At 69.6% G+C, this 14,401-nt stretch carries 13 protein-coding genes; 12 read left to right on the top strand and 1 reads right to left on the bottom strand.

The genetic code is table 11. The annotated features are described in order from the left end of the window. The first annotated feature begins 33 nt into the window (after window positions 1–33). Window positions 34–1,401, top strand: a complete 1,368-nt coding sequence (locus NQK81_RS08685) for a replication-associated recombination protein A (RefSeq protein WP_257487782.1) — start codon at window positions 34–36, stop codon at window positions 1,399–1,401. A 487-nt stretch (window positions 1,402–1,888) separates the two neighbouring features. On the opposite strand, the gene NQK81_RS08680 is transcribed toward NQK81_RS08685, so the two are convergent. Beyond that, window positions 1,889–3,142: an HNH endonuclease signature motif containing protein gene (locus tag NQK81_RS08680; protein WP_257487781.1), complete on the bottom strand. Its 1,254-nt coding sequence runs from the start codon at window positions 3,140–3,142 to the stop codon at window positions 1,889–1,891. Window positions 3,143–3,510: 368 nt separating this feature from the next. Between NQK81_RS08680 and NQK81_RS08675 the strand changes: the two genes are divergently transcribed. The 11 genes from NQK81_RS08675 (at window position 3,511) to NQK81_RS08625 (ending at window position 14,320) form a co-directional block, all read left to right on the top strand. After that, window positions 3,511–5,082, top strand: a complete 1,572-nt coding sequence (locus tag NQK81_RS08675; protein ID WP_257487780.1) for a purple acid phosphatase family protein — start codon at window positions 3,511–3,513, stop codon at window positions 5,080–5,082. Between the two features lie 68 nt (window positions 5,083–5,150). Next, entirely contained in the window at window positions 5,151–6,188 is a 1,038-nt protein-coding gene (locus tag NQK81_RS08670) for a BMP family ABC transporter substrate-binding protein (RefSeq protein WP_257487779.1), read from the top strand. Further along, window positions 6,169–7,686, top strand: coding sequence for an ABC transporter ATP-binding protein (locus NQK81_RS08665; protein WP_257487778.1), 1,518 nt, complete (start codon window positions 6,169–6,171; stop codon window positions 7,684–7,686). The genes NQK81_RS08670 and NQK81_RS08665 overlap by 20 nt, the downstream gene beginning before the upstream one ends. Next, window positions 7,683–8,687, top strand: coding sequence for an ABC transporter permease (locus NQK81_RS08660; protein ID WP_257487777.1), 1,005 nt, complete (start codon window positions 7,683–7,685; stop codon window positions 8,685–8,687). The genes NQK81_RS08665 and NQK81_RS08660 overlap by 4 nt, the downstream gene beginning before the upstream one ends. Further along, a complete protein-coding gene (locus NQK81_RS08655) occupies window positions 8,684–9,541 on the top strand; it encodes an ABC transporter permease (protein ID WP_257487776.1) in 858 nt (285 codons plus the stop codon). Before NQK81_RS08660 ends, NQK81_RS08655 begins: the two co-directional genes overlap by 4 nt. After that, window positions 9,538–10,266, top strand: a complete 729-nt coding sequence (locus tag NQK81_RS08650) for a nucleoside phosphorylase (RefSeq protein WP_257487775.1) — start codon at window positions 9,538–9,540, stop codon at window positions 10,264–10,266. Before NQK81_RS08655 ends, NQK81_RS08650 begins: the two co-directional genes overlap by 4 nt. Next, window positions 10,263–11,393: an acyl-CoA dehydrogenase family protein gene (locus NQK81_RS08645; protein ID WP_257487774.1), complete on the top strand. Its 1,131-nt coding sequence runs from the start codon at window positions 10,263–10,265 to the stop codon at window positions 11,391–11,393. Before NQK81_RS08650 ends, NQK81_RS08645 begins: the two co-directional genes overlap by 4 nt. Beyond that, window positions 11,393–12,403 (top strand): s-methyl-5-thioribose-1-phosphate isomerase, encoded by a 1,011-nt coding sequence (locus NQK81_RS08640; protein ID WP_257489723.1) that lies wholly within the window; start codon window positions 11,393–11,395, stop codon window positions 12,401–12,403. Before NQK81_RS08645 ends, NQK81_RS08640 begins: the two co-directional genes overlap by 1 nt. After that, window positions 12,400–13,116, top strand: a complete 717-nt coding sequence (gene mtnC, locus NQK81_RS08635; protein WP_257487773.1) for an acireductone synthase — start codon at window positions 12,400–12,402, stop codon at window positions 13,114–13,116. Before NQK81_RS08640 ends, mtnC begins: the two co-directional genes overlap by 4 nt. Continuing rightward, the gene (mtnB, locus tag NQK81_RS08630; protein ID WP_126731667.1) at window positions 13,113–13,745 is read left to right on the top strand and encodes a methylthioribulose 1-phosphate dehydratase; all 633 of its coding nucleotides are present in this window, start codon (window positions 13,113–13,115) and stop codon (window positions 13,743–13,745) included. Before mtnC ends, mtnB begins: the two co-directional genes overlap by 4 nt. Next, window positions 13,742–14,320, top strand: a complete 579-nt coding sequence (locus tag NQK81_RS08625) for a 1,2-dihydroxy-3-keto-5-methylthiopentene dioxygenase (protein ID WP_257487772.1) — start codon at window positions 13,742–13,744, stop codon at window positions 14,318–14,320. Before mtnB ends, NQK81_RS08625 begins: the two co-directional genes overlap by 4 nt. Window positions 14,321–14,401: the final 81 nt, after the last annotated feature.

The following is a 14,401-nucleotide window of genomic DNA, read 5'->3' as shown; positions in this document are numbered from 1 at the left end:
GAACCGTCGGTGGGTGCGGCTACCGTCGACACCGTGGCACAGGACGAACTCTTCACCGTGAACCCCGACCTCGGGCCGCCGCCGGAGCCGGCCGAGCCGAGGGACGTCGCCGTCCCGGCGGGCTCGCCGCTGGCGGTGCGGATGAGGCCGCGGTCGCTCGACGAGGTCGTCGGGCAGCAGCACCTGCTGCGTGAGGGCGCGCCGCTGCGCCGGCTCGTCGAAGGCGCGGCTCCGGCTTCCGTGCTGCTCTACGGCCCGCCGGGCACGGGCAAGACCACGCTGGCGAACCTCGTCTCGGCCGCGACCGGCCGCCGCTTCGTGGCGATGTCCGCGCTGTCGGCCGGGGTGAAAGAGGTGCGCGGGGTCATCGAGGAGGCCCGCCGCCGCCGGAACTACAACGCCGAGAACACGGTGCTGTTCATCGACGAGGTCCACCGGTTCTCCAAGACCCAGCAGGACGCCCTGCTCGGCGCCGTCGAGGACCGGACGGTGCTGCTGGTGGCGGCCACCACGGAGAACCCGTCGTTCTCCGTCGTCTCGCCGCTGCTGTCGCGGTCGCTGGTGCTGCAGCTGCGGCCGCTGACCGACGCCGACATCGTCGCGCTGATCGAGCGCGCGATGGCCGACGAACGGGGTCTCGGCGGCGAACTCACGCTGACCGAAGACGCGCGGGAACATCTGGTGCGGCTGGCCTCCGGTGACGCGCGGCGCGCGCTCACCGCGCTGGAAGCGGCCGCGGACGCGGCGAGCGCGACCGAGGCCAAGACGATCGACCTCGCCATCGTCGAGTCCACAGTGGACAAGGCGGCGGTGCGCTACGACCGCGACGGCGATCAGCACTACGACGTCATCAGCGCGTTCATCAAATCCATCCGAGGGTCCGATGTGGACGCCGCGCTGCACTACCTGGCGCGGATGATCGAGGCGGGGGAGGATCCGCGGTTCCTGGCCCGGCGTCTGGTCGTGCACGCGAGCGAGGACATCGGCATGGCCGATCCGACGGCGTTGCAGTCGGCCATCGCGGCGGCGCACGCGGTGCAGTTCATCGGCATGCCGGAAGGCCGTCTCGCGCTGGCGCAGGCGACCGTGCACCTGGCGACGGCGCCGAAGTCGAACGCCATCATCACCGGTATCGACGCCGCGCTCAGCGACGTCCGGTCCGGGCGGATCGGGACGGTGCCGCCGCATCTGCGGGACGGGCATTACGCGGGGGCCGAGAAACTCGGCAACGCGAAGGGCTACCGGCATCCGCAAAAGGTGCCGGAAGGTGTTCTGGCGCAGCAGTATCCGCCGGACGAGCTGGTGGGACGGGACTACTACGAGCCGACACAGCGTGGGGCGGAGCGGACGTTGTACGAGCGGGTGCCGAAGCTGCGGCGGACGGTCCGAGGTGAGCGTTAGTTCCGCGTTCGGGTGAGGCGCCTCTCTGGTGTGCGAGATCTGGAGCAGGCTGCCGCCCGGTGACTTGCAGGGTGACCTTCCGAGAAGTGGCGGATCTTCCTGAAACGGAGATCCTCGTCTTCGAGGCGGATTTGGGTGTTGGATGGCGCGGAATCCACACGGTTGTGCGTGATCGGTCCGGGTCGACTGTTGGTCTTGATCAAGGGACGTTGAGCGTCCGCTCTTTCGGTCGTGACTGGTCCATTGGCGATAGGACTGTGTGGGTTTCGGGACATCTGATGTCCCGAAACCCACACAGTCTTGCGTGATCGGTCCGGTCACGAGGTTTTCGGTGATGGGTGCTCGGGTTCCGCATCCACGATGCCTGCCTCGGTCGTTGATGAAGGATTTGGGACGTTGAGTGTCCCGAATCCTTCGTCAACGACGGTGGCGTCCTGCGGGCATGCCGAGGGGCCCGTCGCCGGTGTGGCTGGCGGGCTCCTCGGGTTCAGCGGTGGTGCAGGGTGTTGCGGCGGGGTTGTCGGAGCGGATCTCGGTATTGGGGTGGGATGAATTCCGGTAATCCGTCGGCGGCTATGCGGACTTCCCAGTCACCGTGGTGGATCAGCCGGTGGTGGAATCCGCACAGCAGCACGAGATTTCGGAGATCTGTCGGTCCGCCGTCCACCCAGTGCTCAATATGATGAGCGTGGCAATTCTTGGGTTTCCGATGGCATCCGGGGAAGGCGCAGCCGCCGTCGCGGATGTTGAGTGCCCGTCTCTGGCCTGGGGTGACGAAGCGTCGTAGCCGACCCACGTCGAGGGGTTCTCCGGCGGCGCTCATCACGACCGGCAACATCAGGCAGTCGCAGGCGGCGAGTCGGGCTTCGCGGGCGGTCATCGTTCCGACGAAGTCGAGGCAGGCGGTGCCGAGGCCGGATTTGAGTTCGTCGAGTCCGATGGTGACGTTCACGAGGGTGCGGTAGCCGCTGGTTCCGGGTTGGTCGGGGCACGCGATGGCTAGGTCGAGGAGTTCGGCCCAGGCGTCGCCCAGGCGTTCGCATTTCATCCGAAGATCGGCCTGGCCGAACTCGTCCACCGGCCGTGGTTGGGCGTAGGCCTCCAGGGCGGCGGCGGTGCGGGCGCCGGTCTCGTCATCGAGGAGGCCGGTGAGTTTCCAGAAGCCGTCCCGGCGGCGTTCCAGGGTGATTTCGCGGCGTGGTTGTTTGGGTTCGGGGTCTTGGGGTTCGTTGCCGTCGGGGTCCAGCCAGCCCAGGAGGTTCGCCTCGGCCTTGGCGAGCTGCTGCGGACTAGCGGTCGGGGCCAACTCGGCGAGGATCTTCTCCGCGACCGCCTTATCTTCGGCGGAGGTGTCGGCGGGGAGTCTCTTCAAGATCTCCAGGATCTGGTCGATCCGCTCATCCCCGACCAGGCCCTCGGCAGCGACCGCGGCGGTCTCGGGTGCCACGGCCGGGGCTTCGGTGCCATCCAGGTTCCGCGTTGGATTCAAAGCGACCGCCCGCTTCACCACCGCACCCGCCTCGGCCCGCGACAACCCCGCCATCTCCGCGAACCAACTCGCCGTAGTCCCGTGCCCGAACAAGTCTTTCGCGCCCCGGGACTCGACCTCCGCCAGAAACCGCCCCAAACCCGCGGTGGCCATCCGAATCACCTGCAACGACTGCTGCACACCGTGGGCAAGCTCCAGCTTGCCGGCACGCCACAACTCCTGCGGCAACTCGGGGAGGAAGGTCTCGGACACGCCTCCATAATACCGAAATTCATCGAACAGGTGTTCGTAATTTTAAGCGACAAGCGAAACGTGCGAACAACACTGAAGGGTGATGCCGCCGTGTCGGGAGATCACGCAAAGAAGATGGACTGTATTTGGTCGATTAAGCGCGCGGCTGCTGGCGGGGCCGCAACGCTCGTGGCATCGGCACTCGTGAAGGCCGCGCAAGGAACGCATTTATTCGACTAAATGCGCAAGCAATTAGTCGGCTAAATGCGGCGGGAGGCGGGAAGGTAAAGGGCGCTTGGGGAAGCCTTGAGTCCATGATGGACAGTTCGACCACTCCCGTTCGTCTCGTCGTCGTGAGCCGAACACATCCGTCGGCGACCATCCCGCGTATGGAAATCCCCAGGGTCGGTGTTCCCGACGCGCTGGCCTCGCACCTCACGATGGCCGAGCAACACGAGTACCTGAGCCGCCGCACGATCCTCAAGGGCGCCGTCCTCGCCGCCGGACCGCTTCTCTTGCAGGGCACCGCGTACGCCGACGGCGACAAGGTCGTCCCGGCGGGGCGGCATCTCGCGTTCGGCCGGAATCCGCGGACGTCGATGCGGGTCGCGTGGCAGGTGCCGGCGCCGGTGCGGAAGCCGTTCCTGCGCATCGCCGACAGCCACGGCGGCTGGAGTCACCGCATCCCGGCCGAGGTCCGCGCGCTGCATTCCGAGGTCGCCGGGGTCATCGCGCCGTACGACCAGTACTACCTGCACGCCGAGGCCGATCACCTGTGGCCCGGTCACACCTACCGGTACGCCGTCGGTCACGAGGGTTTCGACCCGGCGTCGGGCGACGGCGGGCCCGCCGCGATCTCGACGTTCACCACCGCGCCCGCCCGGGGGGTTCCGGCGGGCAAGTTCACCTTCACCGCGTTCGGTGACCAGGGCGTTTCGACGACGGCGCTCGCGCAGGACGGTGCGGTCGCACGGCAGAACCCGCGTTTCCATCTGCTGGCGGGCGACATCGCGTACGCCGACCCGAGCGGAGCGGGCAAACCGCCCGGTAACAAGCCCGACGCTGACCACGACCTCTTCGACCCCAAGGTCTGGGACGCCTACTACCGGCAGATCGAGGGTGTCGCCGCGTCCGTGCCGTGGATGGTCACCACCGGCAATCACGACATGGAGGCCCTCTACTCGCCCGACGGCTACGGCGGCCAGGTCAAACGCTGGGACTTCCCCGGCAGCGGTCCGCACGACTGCCCGAGCGTGTACTCGTTCATCTACGGCAACGTCGGGGTGATCTCGCTCGACGCCAACGACGTCTCCTACGAGATCCCCGCCAATCTCGGCTATTCGCACGGCTCCCAGACGGCGTGGCTCAAGCGCCGCCTGCGGTATCTGCGGTCGCAGCCGGACGTCGACTTCGTCGTGGTGTTCTTCCATCACTGTGCCTACTCGACGACCAATCAGCACGCCTCCGAGGGCGGCGTCCGCGAGCAGTGGGTCCCGTTGTTCGACGAGTACCGCGTCGACCTCGTGATCAACGGCCACAACCACATCTACGAGCGCACCGACGCCCTGCGCGGCGGCAAGGTGACCCGCGAGGTGAAGATCGGCGACACGGTCGAGCCGGACCGCGACGGCACCGTGTACGCGACTTGTGGTGGCGGCGGAAAGAGTCTCTACAGCTTCCCGGTGCCCGACACGTTCGCGGGGGAGTTCCAGTCCTACCACTGGGTCGAGGGCGGTGAGAAGGTGACCGAGACTGTGTCCTGGTCGCGGGTGCGCTACACCGGCTACTCGTTCCTCGCGATCGACGTCGAGCCCGCCTGGCCCGGCCGCCGGACGACGCTGACCGTGCGGACACTGCGCAACGACGGCGCCGAGATCGACCGGTTCACCCTGCGCCGCACCGCCGGTCTTCATCGGCCGAGACATGCGTCGGTCCTCGGCGCCGACCCTGGAGATGTATAACGACCTACACGGTCCCGCATGGTGGGACTCGGTGTCATATCGTGGACCGGAGACATAAAGTCCGGGACATGTCGCCGAGAACCCTCCTGCGGGCCGTCATGGCCGTTTCCGCCGTCACGCTCCTCGCCGCGTGCAACGCCTCGGCCAAGGACCCGGCCGCCCAGAACGCCGCCGGTCCCGCGCTGGTCCTGATCACGCCGAGCCCGGTCGGCGTCAACGACTTCCTCAAGCTCGCCGTCCAGGGCATCGAGGACTCGGCCAAGAAGCACAACGGGACGCAGAAGGTGTACCAGAGCACCGATCCGGCGTCGATCCAGCAGAACCTCGCGGCCGCGGTGCGCGAGAAGCCCGCCGTGATCGTCGCCGTCGGTTTCAACTTCGCCGACGCGATCGCGGCCGAGGCCGAACGCAACCCCGAGCAGAAGTTCCTCTTCGTGGACTCCTGCACGACGAAGCCGTTCCCGAACGTCACCTGCGCGGTGTTCCGCGAGCACGAGGGCAGCTACCTCGCCGGGGCCGAGGCCGGGCTGCTGAGCAAGAGCGGCAAGGTCGGCGCGGTCGTCGTACTCGACGCGCCCCAGTTCCGCCGGTACTCGATCCCCTTCGGGCAGGGCGCCGAGAAGGCCAAACCCGGCACCACGCTGGCCCCGCTGTTCATCGGCGGCGCGAACCCGTTCAACGACCCGGCCCGCGCGAAGGCGCTGGCCGGCACGCTCGCCGGCCAGGGCGTCGACCACGTCATGGGCGCGGCCTCCGCGGCGGGCAACCTCGGCGTGTTCGAGGCGGCCAAACAGGGCGGGTTCTTCGCGTTCGGCGTCGACGCCAACCAGTGCCCGGCCAGTCCTGGACAGGTCGTGGACAACGTCATCAAGCGCACCAACGTCGTCGTCGGCGACGGGGTCGACGCGATCCTCGGCGGCAAGACCGGCGAGACGAAGTCCTACGGCCTCAAGGAGAAGGGCATCTCCCTGACCGGGCTGGAGCCCGACGCCGCGACGTCGCAATGTGTCGTCGCGAGCCACCCCGACGTGCTGGCCAAGGTCGGCGAACTGCGGGACCAGATCATCTCGGGCGCGATCGTCGTCGATGACCCCGCCAAATCCTGACGCCGTCTCACTCCGGGGGATCGTCAAGCGGTTCCCCGGAGTGCTCGCGAACGACCACGTGGACCTCGACGTCGGCAGGGGCGAGATCCACGCCCTGATGGGCGAGAACGGCGCGGGCAAATCGACGCTCATGTCCGTGCTCTACGGTCTGCACCGGCCCGACGAGGGCACGATCCGTCTGCACGGCGAGGAAGTCTCCTTCGGCTCGCCCGCACAGGCCATCGACGCCGGTGTCGGCATGGTGCAGCAGGGTTTCGCGTTGTTCGGCGAACTCACCGTCACCGAGAACGTCGTGTTCGGCAGCGAACCGACCCGCCGCGGCCTGCTGGACCGCAAGGCGGCGACGGCCCGCGTCACCGAACTGATCGAACGGCACGAACTGCGGCTGCGACCGGGTGACCGGGTCCGCGACCTGCCGGTCGGACTTCGCCAGCGCGTCGAGATCCTCAAACTGCTGTACCGCGAGGCCGGCGTCCTGATCCTCGACGAACCCACCGCGGTGCTGACCCCGCCCGAGACCGAGCGGCTGTTCGGCGTGCTGCGTGCCCTCGCCGCCGAAGGCCGCACCATCCTGCTGGTGTCGCACAAACTCCAGGAGGTCCTCGCCGTCAGCGACCACGTCACGGTGCTGCGGGACGGCCGCGTCAGCGCGCGCGGGCGCACCGCCGACCAGACGGCCGCCGGGCTCGCCGCGGCGATGACCGGACGCGAGGTCGACCTCGACCGCGTCCACCCGGCAGGCACACCCGGCGACATCGTCCTCGAAGCCCGTTCCCTGACAGTTCCCGGTACGGAAGGAAAACCGTTGCTGGACAACGTGTCCCTGACCGTGCGCGCCGGGGAGATCGTCGGTGTCGCCGGGGTCGCGGGTAACGGGCAGGCCGAGCTCTCCGGCGCCATCACCGGTCTCCTGAAGACCGGCGGCACCATTGTCCTCAAAGGACAAAAGCTGGACGGCCTGCCGGTCCGCGCACGAAGGGACGCCGGGCTCGCCCACGTCCCGGAAGATCGCGCCGAGGTCGGCTCCGCGCCCACTGCGGGCCTCCGGGAGAACCTGGCTGTCGGCTTCCACCGCAAGCGACCGTTGGCGCGCAAGGGATTCCTGCGTCGCAAGGAGATCGACGCGCACGCGTCGGCGATCATCGAGGACTACGACGTCCGCGCTTCCGGCCCTGCCGCCGCGATGGGCACGCTGTCCGGCGGCAACCAGCAGAAGGCGATCTTCGGCCGTGAACTCACCCACGACGCACCGTTCCTGCTGGTAGAGCAGCCCACGCGCGGGGTCGACGTCGGCGCGATCGAGAACATCCACGCCCGGCTCGTCGCCCATCGCGACGCCGGGCACGGCGTCCTGCTGATCTCCGCCGAGCTCAGCGAGATCCTCGCGTTGTCGGATCGGGTGCTGGTGCTGTTCGAAGGCCGGATCGTCGCCGAGTTCACCAAGGACGAGGCCGATCAGCACACGATCGGCCTCGCGATGGCCGGAGGTGCCGGATGACCCGCGTCCGCCTCGTCGCCGTCCCGGTCGCCGCCGCGCTCGGGCTCGGCGCGATCCTGTTGCTCGCCACCGGAACCGACCCGCTGGCCGCGTACGGCGCGATCGTCTCCGGCGCGTTCGGACCCGACGGTATCGGCGACACCCTCGCCTACGCCGTCCCCGTCGCGGGGATGGCGACCGCGCTGGCGATCCCGCTGCGCGCGGGCATGGTGAACCTCGGCGGTGAGGGACAGCTCGTGCTCGGCGCGGTCAGCGCGCTCGCCGTCGGCCTGTACGTCCCCGGCCCCGGGCCGGTCAAGGTGATCCTCGCGCTGCTCGCGGGCGTCCTCGCCGGAGCCGCGTACGCCGCGCTGGCCGCGGTCTGCGAGAACCGGCTCGGCGTCCCGTTGCTGATCAGCACGCTGTTGCTGAGCTATCCGGCGATGTCGCTCGCCGGGTATCTGGTGCGCTTCCCGATGAAGGACGCCGGATCCAGCCTGCCGCAGAGCCCGCAGCTGACCGAAGGCGCGCGGCTGCCCGAGATCGACGGCGTGACGACCGGGATCTTCCTGGTGGTGGCGGTCATCGCGGTCTACACGGTGATCGACGCCCGCACACCCGCCGGTTTCGAGACGAAGGTGACCGGCTGGGCGCCGCGGTTCGCCGCCTATGCCGGGATCGGCCGGCCGAAACTCACCCTGCGGCTGCTGGCCACCTCGGGCGGGACGGCCGGGCTGGTCGGCGCGATCGCCGTCCTCGGTTTCCCGTACCGGTTCATCGACGGCGCGCTGATCACGCCGCAGTACACCTGGATCGGCCTGCTCGCGGCGCTGCTCGCCGGGGCCAGCCCGCTCGGGACGCTGCTCGCGGCGGTCTTCTTCGCGGCGCTGACCAGCGGCGGGTTCGCGATGGAACGCGCCACCCAGGTCCCGCGCGAACTGACCGCGGTCCTGCAGGCGGTGCTGATCATCTTCCTGGCGGCGACTTCGGGCGTCTTCAAGCGGAAGGCGAGGCGGGCATGATCGACGCGAGCCTGTTCTCCTCGGCGCTCACCGCGTTGACGCCGATCCTGTTCGCCGCGCTCGCGGGGGCGCTGTGCCAGCGTGCCGGGGTCTTCAACATCTCGCTCGAAGGATCGCTGCTGGTCGGCTGCTTCGGCGCCGTCGCCGGGAGCTGGTACACCGGGAGCGCGTGGACCGGCGTCGTCGTGGCGGTGATCGCGGCGACGGCGTACTCGCTGATCCTCGCGATCGGTTCGATCACCTTCGACGGTGATCCGATCGTCCTGGGCGTCGCGAGCAACCTGCTCGCGGTCGGCCTGACGAGCTTCCTGATCCGCACCGTCTTCGGCACCGAAGGCTCGTTCAGCGATCCGTCGTTGCGAGGGCTGGGCCAGTTCGGGCCGATCCCCGGGCAATCGTTGCTGGTCTACCTGTCCTGGCTGGCCGTACCCGCGCTCGCGGTGCTGCTGTACCGGCATCCGTGGGGGCTGCGGCTGCGCGGTGTCGGGGAGCGCCCGGAGGCCGCGTCCAGTCTCGGCGTCAACGTGACCAAGTACCGCTACGGGGTGATCCTCGCCGGGGGAGCGCTGTGTGGTCTCGGCGGCGCGCAGCTGGCACTGGGCTCGGTGACGCTCTTCGCCGAGAACATGACCGCGGGCCGCGGCTGGATCGCCGTCGTCGCGGTCATGCTGGGCCGCGCGCATCCGCTCGGCGTGCTGCTCGCGGCACTCCTGTTCGGCCTCGCCGAGGCGTTCGGGTTCCGGCTCCAGGGAATCGGGTTGCCGCAGCAGGCCACCGACGCCGCTCCCTATGTCGTCACGCTCGTGGCGCTGTTCCTGTCCAACCTGAAACGCAAGAAGGGACAGCCCGCGTGAGCGACGTCCTGCCCATCACCAAGATCCCCCGGCACGGACTGCCGCCGCGTGCGCTCGTCGTGGGTGACCCGGACCGCGCGACCGCGGTGGCCGGATCGCTGGAGAACGCCGTCCTGGTCGGCCAGAACCGCGAATATCGCAGCTACACCGGCACGTGGAAGGGCGTCCCGGTCGTCGTGTCGTCGCACGGTGTCGGCGGCCCTGGCGCGTTGTGCCAGTTCGGTGAGCTGGCCGAGGCGGGCGTCCGCACCTTCCTGCGGCTCGGCACCGCCGGTTCGCTGGCCGAGGGGATCGTCGACGGTGATCTCGTCATCGCCGAGGCCGCCGTCCGCGACGACGGCGTCACCCAGCAGCTGATCCACCCGGAGTACCCGGCGTTCGCCACCCCGGAGATCGTCGTGGCGCTGAGCCGCGCGGCACCGGAGGCGCACCGCGGTGTGGTGTGGACGCGGGCCGCGTTCAGCCCGCTGGTGCTCACCCTCCCGATGACCGAGTACCTGGCCGCACGGGTGATCGCCATTGAGATGGAACTCTCCACGTTGCTGGTGTTCGCGGCATTGCGCGGCCTGCGGGCCGGTGGTGTGCTCGTGATCGACGGTGACGCGCGGCCCGAGCACCCCGACCCGTCGGCCTACGACCCGCATCGCGACGTCGTGGCCGAGGGGGTGGCGAGGGCGACTCGTGTCGCCCTCGACGCTCTCATCGACGTGGAAGGGGCGGAATGACCGAAGTGTGGCGTAAGGCGGCCCACGAGCTGGCGAGCACCCTGGCGGCGGACGCGGCCGAGCGGGATCTCGCCGGAAACCTCCCGGTGCACGAAGTCGGCCTGCTGCGAGAGTCCGGGCTCCTGCCCCTGCTCGACACCGCCGGCTGGGCGGCCGCGAACGAGGCCACCCGGATCGTCTCCGCCGCGGACGCGTCGGTCGGCCATCTGCTCGGCTACCACTACCTGCAGCTGTGGCGCACCGGCCTGTTCGGGCCGCGCGCGGCGAGCGAACCGGGGTGGTTCTGGGCGGGCGTGAGCAATCCGCTCGACGCCGCCCTGCTCCTGACCCCGGTCGACGGCGGGTTCACCGTCGAGGGCACCAAGACCTTCGCCACCGGCGCGGCCGTCGCGGATCGCCTGGTGGTCAGCGCGACCAGGACCGACAACGGCGAGAAGCTGACCTTCGTCGTCGACGCGCGGGCCGACGGGATCACCTTCCCCGGTGAGTGGGACAACATCGGCCAGCGGCTCACCGCGAGCGGCGCGGTGCGGTTCGAGGCCGTCCGCGTCGACGAGGACGACGTGCTCGGTGCCCAGCCGGAGGACCAGTCGGATCCGAAGGTGCCCCGCATCTCCTTGGCCGCGATCGGTTTCCAGCTCATGCTCGCGCAGGTGTACGTCGGCCTCGCGTTCGGCGCGCTCGACGCGGCGGCCGTCTACACGCGGGAGTCCGCGCGGCCCTGGACACTGTCCGATGTGGACAAAGCGGCGCAGGATCCGTACACGCTGGCCGGATACGGCGAGCTGGTCGCGACGGCGAGGGCGGCCGGATTCGCCGTCGACGCCGCGGTTTCCGCCCTCGGCGAGGCCGACGAGCGCGGGTTCGAGCTGACCCCGGCCGAGCGCGCCGAAGCGGCCATCGCGATCTCGTCGGCGAAGATCGTCGCGAGCCGGGTCGCGGTCGAAACCACGAGCAAGGTCTTCGAGTTCACCGGCGCGCGGGCGACGGCGACCAAGTACGGCTTCGACCGCTTCTGGCGCAACGCCCGCACGCTGACCCTGCACGACCCCGTGACGTACAAGGCGCGCGAGGTCGGCGACCACTTCCTCAACGGGATCCCGCCGTGCCTTTCGGGGTACAGCTGATGACGCTGCCGATCCTCGCCGAAAGCGTCCGCATCGACGACGAAGGCGTGCACATCCTCGACCGCCGGGTGTTCCCGTTCGAACGGGAATGGGTGCTCTGCCGGACTTCGGAAGAGGTCGCGGTGGCCATCGAAGAGATGGTCACGCAGTCTTCCGGGCCGTACTTCGCCGCGTTGGGCGCGATGGTGCTCGCCGCCCGCGAGGCGTCCGGTCTCGCCGACGCCCGTGCGTACCTGGAGCGGGCAGGGGAGCGGATCGTCGCGACCCGCAAGACCAACAACCATCTGCGCAAGGCCGTGGCCGCCGTACTGTCCGAAGTGGACAAATCGGCGGGCGACCTCGTCGAAGCCGCGACGGCCGGGGCACGGGCGGGTGACGAGCTGTATCGGTCGCGCAGCCGGGCGCTCGGTGAGCACGCGGCCACGCTGGTGCCGGCCGGGGCGACCGTGCTGACGCATTGCTGGGCGGACCTGTACCTGGTCGAATTCGTGCTCGCCGCGCGGCGGCAGGGCAAGGAGTTCTCCTTCCTGTGCACGGAAACCCGGCCGTACCTGCAGGGCGCGCGGCTGACCGCCGAGACGCTCGCCGAGATGGGCGCCGAGACCCGGCTGATCACCGACGGGATGGGCGCCGCGGTGCTGTCCTCCGGCGAGGTCGGCGCGCTGGTGACCGCGGCCGACCGGGTCACCATGGACGGCCACGTCGTCAACAAGATCGGCACCCTGGGGCTCGCGGTGGCGGCGGAGGCGTTCGGCGTGCCGTTCTACGCGATGGTCCAAGCACCCGACCAGGCGGCACCGACCGGCGCCGACGTGCCGATCGAATACCGCGACGGCGACGAGGTGCTGAGCGCGCTCGGCCACCGCGTCGCCAGCGAACGCGTCCGTGGGCACTATCCGGCCTTCGACGTGACACCACCGCGGTTCGTGACCGCGGTGGTGACCGACCGCGGGGCCTTCGAGCCCGGACGGCTCCGCGAGTACTACGCAGAAGGGGAAGCGAACCAGTGACCGCAACGCTGACCGCCCGATGGGTGGTCCTCGACATCGAGGGCACGCTGACCGCCACCAGCTACGTGCACGTGACCCTCTACGACTACGCGCGCCCGCGGCTGGGCCCGTGGATCGACGACCACCCGGACGACCCCGAAGTCGCCCGCGCTGTCGCCGAGATCAAGGAACTCGGCGGGCTCCCGGCGGACGCGTCCACAGTGGACGTCGTGCGGGTGCTGCACGGCTGGATGGACGCGGATCGGAAGATCGCGCCGCTGAAGACGTTGCAGGGGCTCATCTGGCAGCGCGGGTACGCCGAGGGCGACCTGACGACCGAGTTCTTCGGCGACGTCGCCCCGGCGCTGCGGTCGTGGCACGAGTCCGGGCTGCGGCTCGCGGTGTTCTCCTCCGGTTCGGTCGCCGGGCAGATCGCGTCGTTCTCGCGGACCACCGACGGCGACGTCACCGGCCTGTTCGAGAAGCATTTCGACACCGTCAACGCCGGGCCGAAGCGCGAGGCGCCGTCGTACCGCGCGATCGCCTCCGCCCTGGACGCCGAGCCGGGTGACATCGTGTTCTTCTCCGACGTCCCCGCCGAACTCGACGGGGCCGCCGCCGACGGCTGGCAGACCGTCGGCCTCGCCCGCGAGGGTGAACCGTTCGGCGACGCCGATTTCGGGACGCACCGGACGATCCGGACGTTCGACGAGGTGAAGGTCGTCCCTCGATGAGTCTTCTGGAGCTCGCCGGACGTGCGCTGGCCGAGGAGTCCGCCCGGTTCGCCGGGCTGGGCTGGATGCGGGGGACGTCCGGCAACCTCTCGGTGGTGCTCGGGCGCGATCCGCTACGGGTCGCCGTCACCGTCAGCGGCCGGGACAAAGGCGAGCTGACCAGCGACGACGTCGTGGTGGTCGGCGAGGACGGGCTGGCCGTCGCCGACCAGCCGCATCCGGAGAAGGTGCCGTCGGCCGAGGCCGGGCTGCACGCCCGGATCGCGGCGGTGTCGGGTGCGGGAGCGGTGATCCACGTGCACGCCCTCGCGCCGGTGGTGGCCGCCGAGCATTGGCCGGACGGCGTCGAACTGCGGGACCTGGAGATGCTCAAGGGTTTCGGCCGCGCCGCGCACGACGACCTGGTGACCATCCCGGTGATCGCCAACGGCCAGGACATGCGTGTCCTCGGTGACGCGTTCGAGGCGGGGTTCCGGGCCGACACGCCGGCGGTGATCGTCGCGCGGCACGGGATCTACGTCTGGGGCGATGACCTGCGCCACGCGCGCCATCGCCTGGAATGTTTGGAGTGGTTGCTCCGGTTCCGGGTAGAGACAAGACTTGTCGGTGGAGAAAGGGGAGTGCGATGACCCTGCTGACCGTGTGGCCGGACGACCGGCCCGGCGAGATCGCGCTCAGGACCGAGGATCCGGCCGTGATCACCGGGGAACTGGGGCGGCTCGGCGTCCGCTTCGAACGGTGGGACCTCGTCCCGGATCTGCCGCGCGAAGTGACGCCCGAGCAGGTGCTGGCGGCCTACGAGGAGCCGATCGCCAAGGTCTCGGCGGCCGAGGGCTACACGTTCGTGGACGCCGTGCGCATGACCCCGTCGGACGAGCCCGGCTGGTCGGCCGAGGCCGCCGAAGCCCGGCAGAAGTTCCTCGCCGAGCACACCCACGACGACGACGAAGACCGCTTCTTCGCGCGGGGAGCCGGTGTGTTCTACCTGCACGTCGGAGGCAAGGTGTACGCGGTGCTGTGCGAGGCGGGGGACCTGCTGAGCGTGCCGGCGAACACCACGCACTGGTTCGACATGGGGACACGGCCCGACTACGTGTCCATCCGGTTCTTCCACGACGACGGCGGGTGGGTCGGGAACTTCACGGGTGCGACGCTGGCGGAGGACTTCCCGGGGTACGACGAGTTGACGGCCGGGCGTTACTGACCGCTTCGGGCTCGTGGGTGGCATGTCGCGAAAGCCACTTTCGGGACATCTGACGTCCCGAAAGTGGCTTTCGCGACGTGC

This window comes from Amycolatopsis roodepoortensis, assembly GCF_024628825.1.
Lineage (GTDB): Bacteria > Actinomycetota > Actinomycetes > Mycobacteriales > Pseudonocardiaceae > Amycolatopsis > Amycolatopsis roodepoortensis.
Note: the sequence above shows the minus strand (reverse complement) of the source record. Positions and strands in the feature narration are given on the sequence as shown.

Excerpts from the sequence above, each read along its gene's own strand:
- NQK81_RS08675 (WP_257487780.1), top strand. The coding sequence starts at position 3,511 with ATGGAAATCCCCAGGGTCGGTGTTCCCGACGCGCTGGCCTCGCACCTC.
- NQK81_RS08670 (WP_257487779.1), top strand. The coding sequence starts at position 5,151 with ATGTCGCCGAGAACCCTCCTGCGGGCCGTCATGGCCGTTTCCGCCGTC.
- NQK81_RS08665 (WP_257487778.1), top strand. The coding sequence starts at position 6,169 with ATGACCCCGCCAAATCCTGACGCCGTCTCACTCCGGGGGATCGTCAAG.
- NQK81_RS08660 (WP_257487777.1), top strand. The coding sequence starts at position 7,683 with ATGACCCGCGTCCGCCTCGTCGCCGTCCCGGTCGCCGCCGCGCTCGGG.
- NQK81_RS08655 (WP_257487776.1), top strand. The coding sequence starts at position 8,684 with ATGATCGACGCGAGCCTGTTCTCCTCGGCGCTCACCGCGTTGACGCCG.
- NQK81_RS08645 (WP_257487774.1), top strand. The coding sequence starts at position 10,263 with ATGACCGAAGTGTGGCGTAAGGCGGCCCACGAGCTGGCGAGCACCCTG.
- NQK81_RS08640 (WP_257489723.1), top strand. The coding sequence starts at position 11,393 with ATGACGCTGCCGATCCTCGCCGAAAGCGTCCGCATCGACGACGAAGGC.
- mtnB (WP_126731667.1), top strand. The coding sequence starts at position 13,113 with ATGAGTCTTCTGGAGCTCGCCGGACGTGCGCTGGCCGAGGAGTCCGCC.
- NQK81_RS08625 (WP_257487772.1), top strand. The coding sequence starts at position 13,742 with ATGACCCTGCTGACCGTGTGGCCGGACGACCGGCCCGGCGAGATCGCG.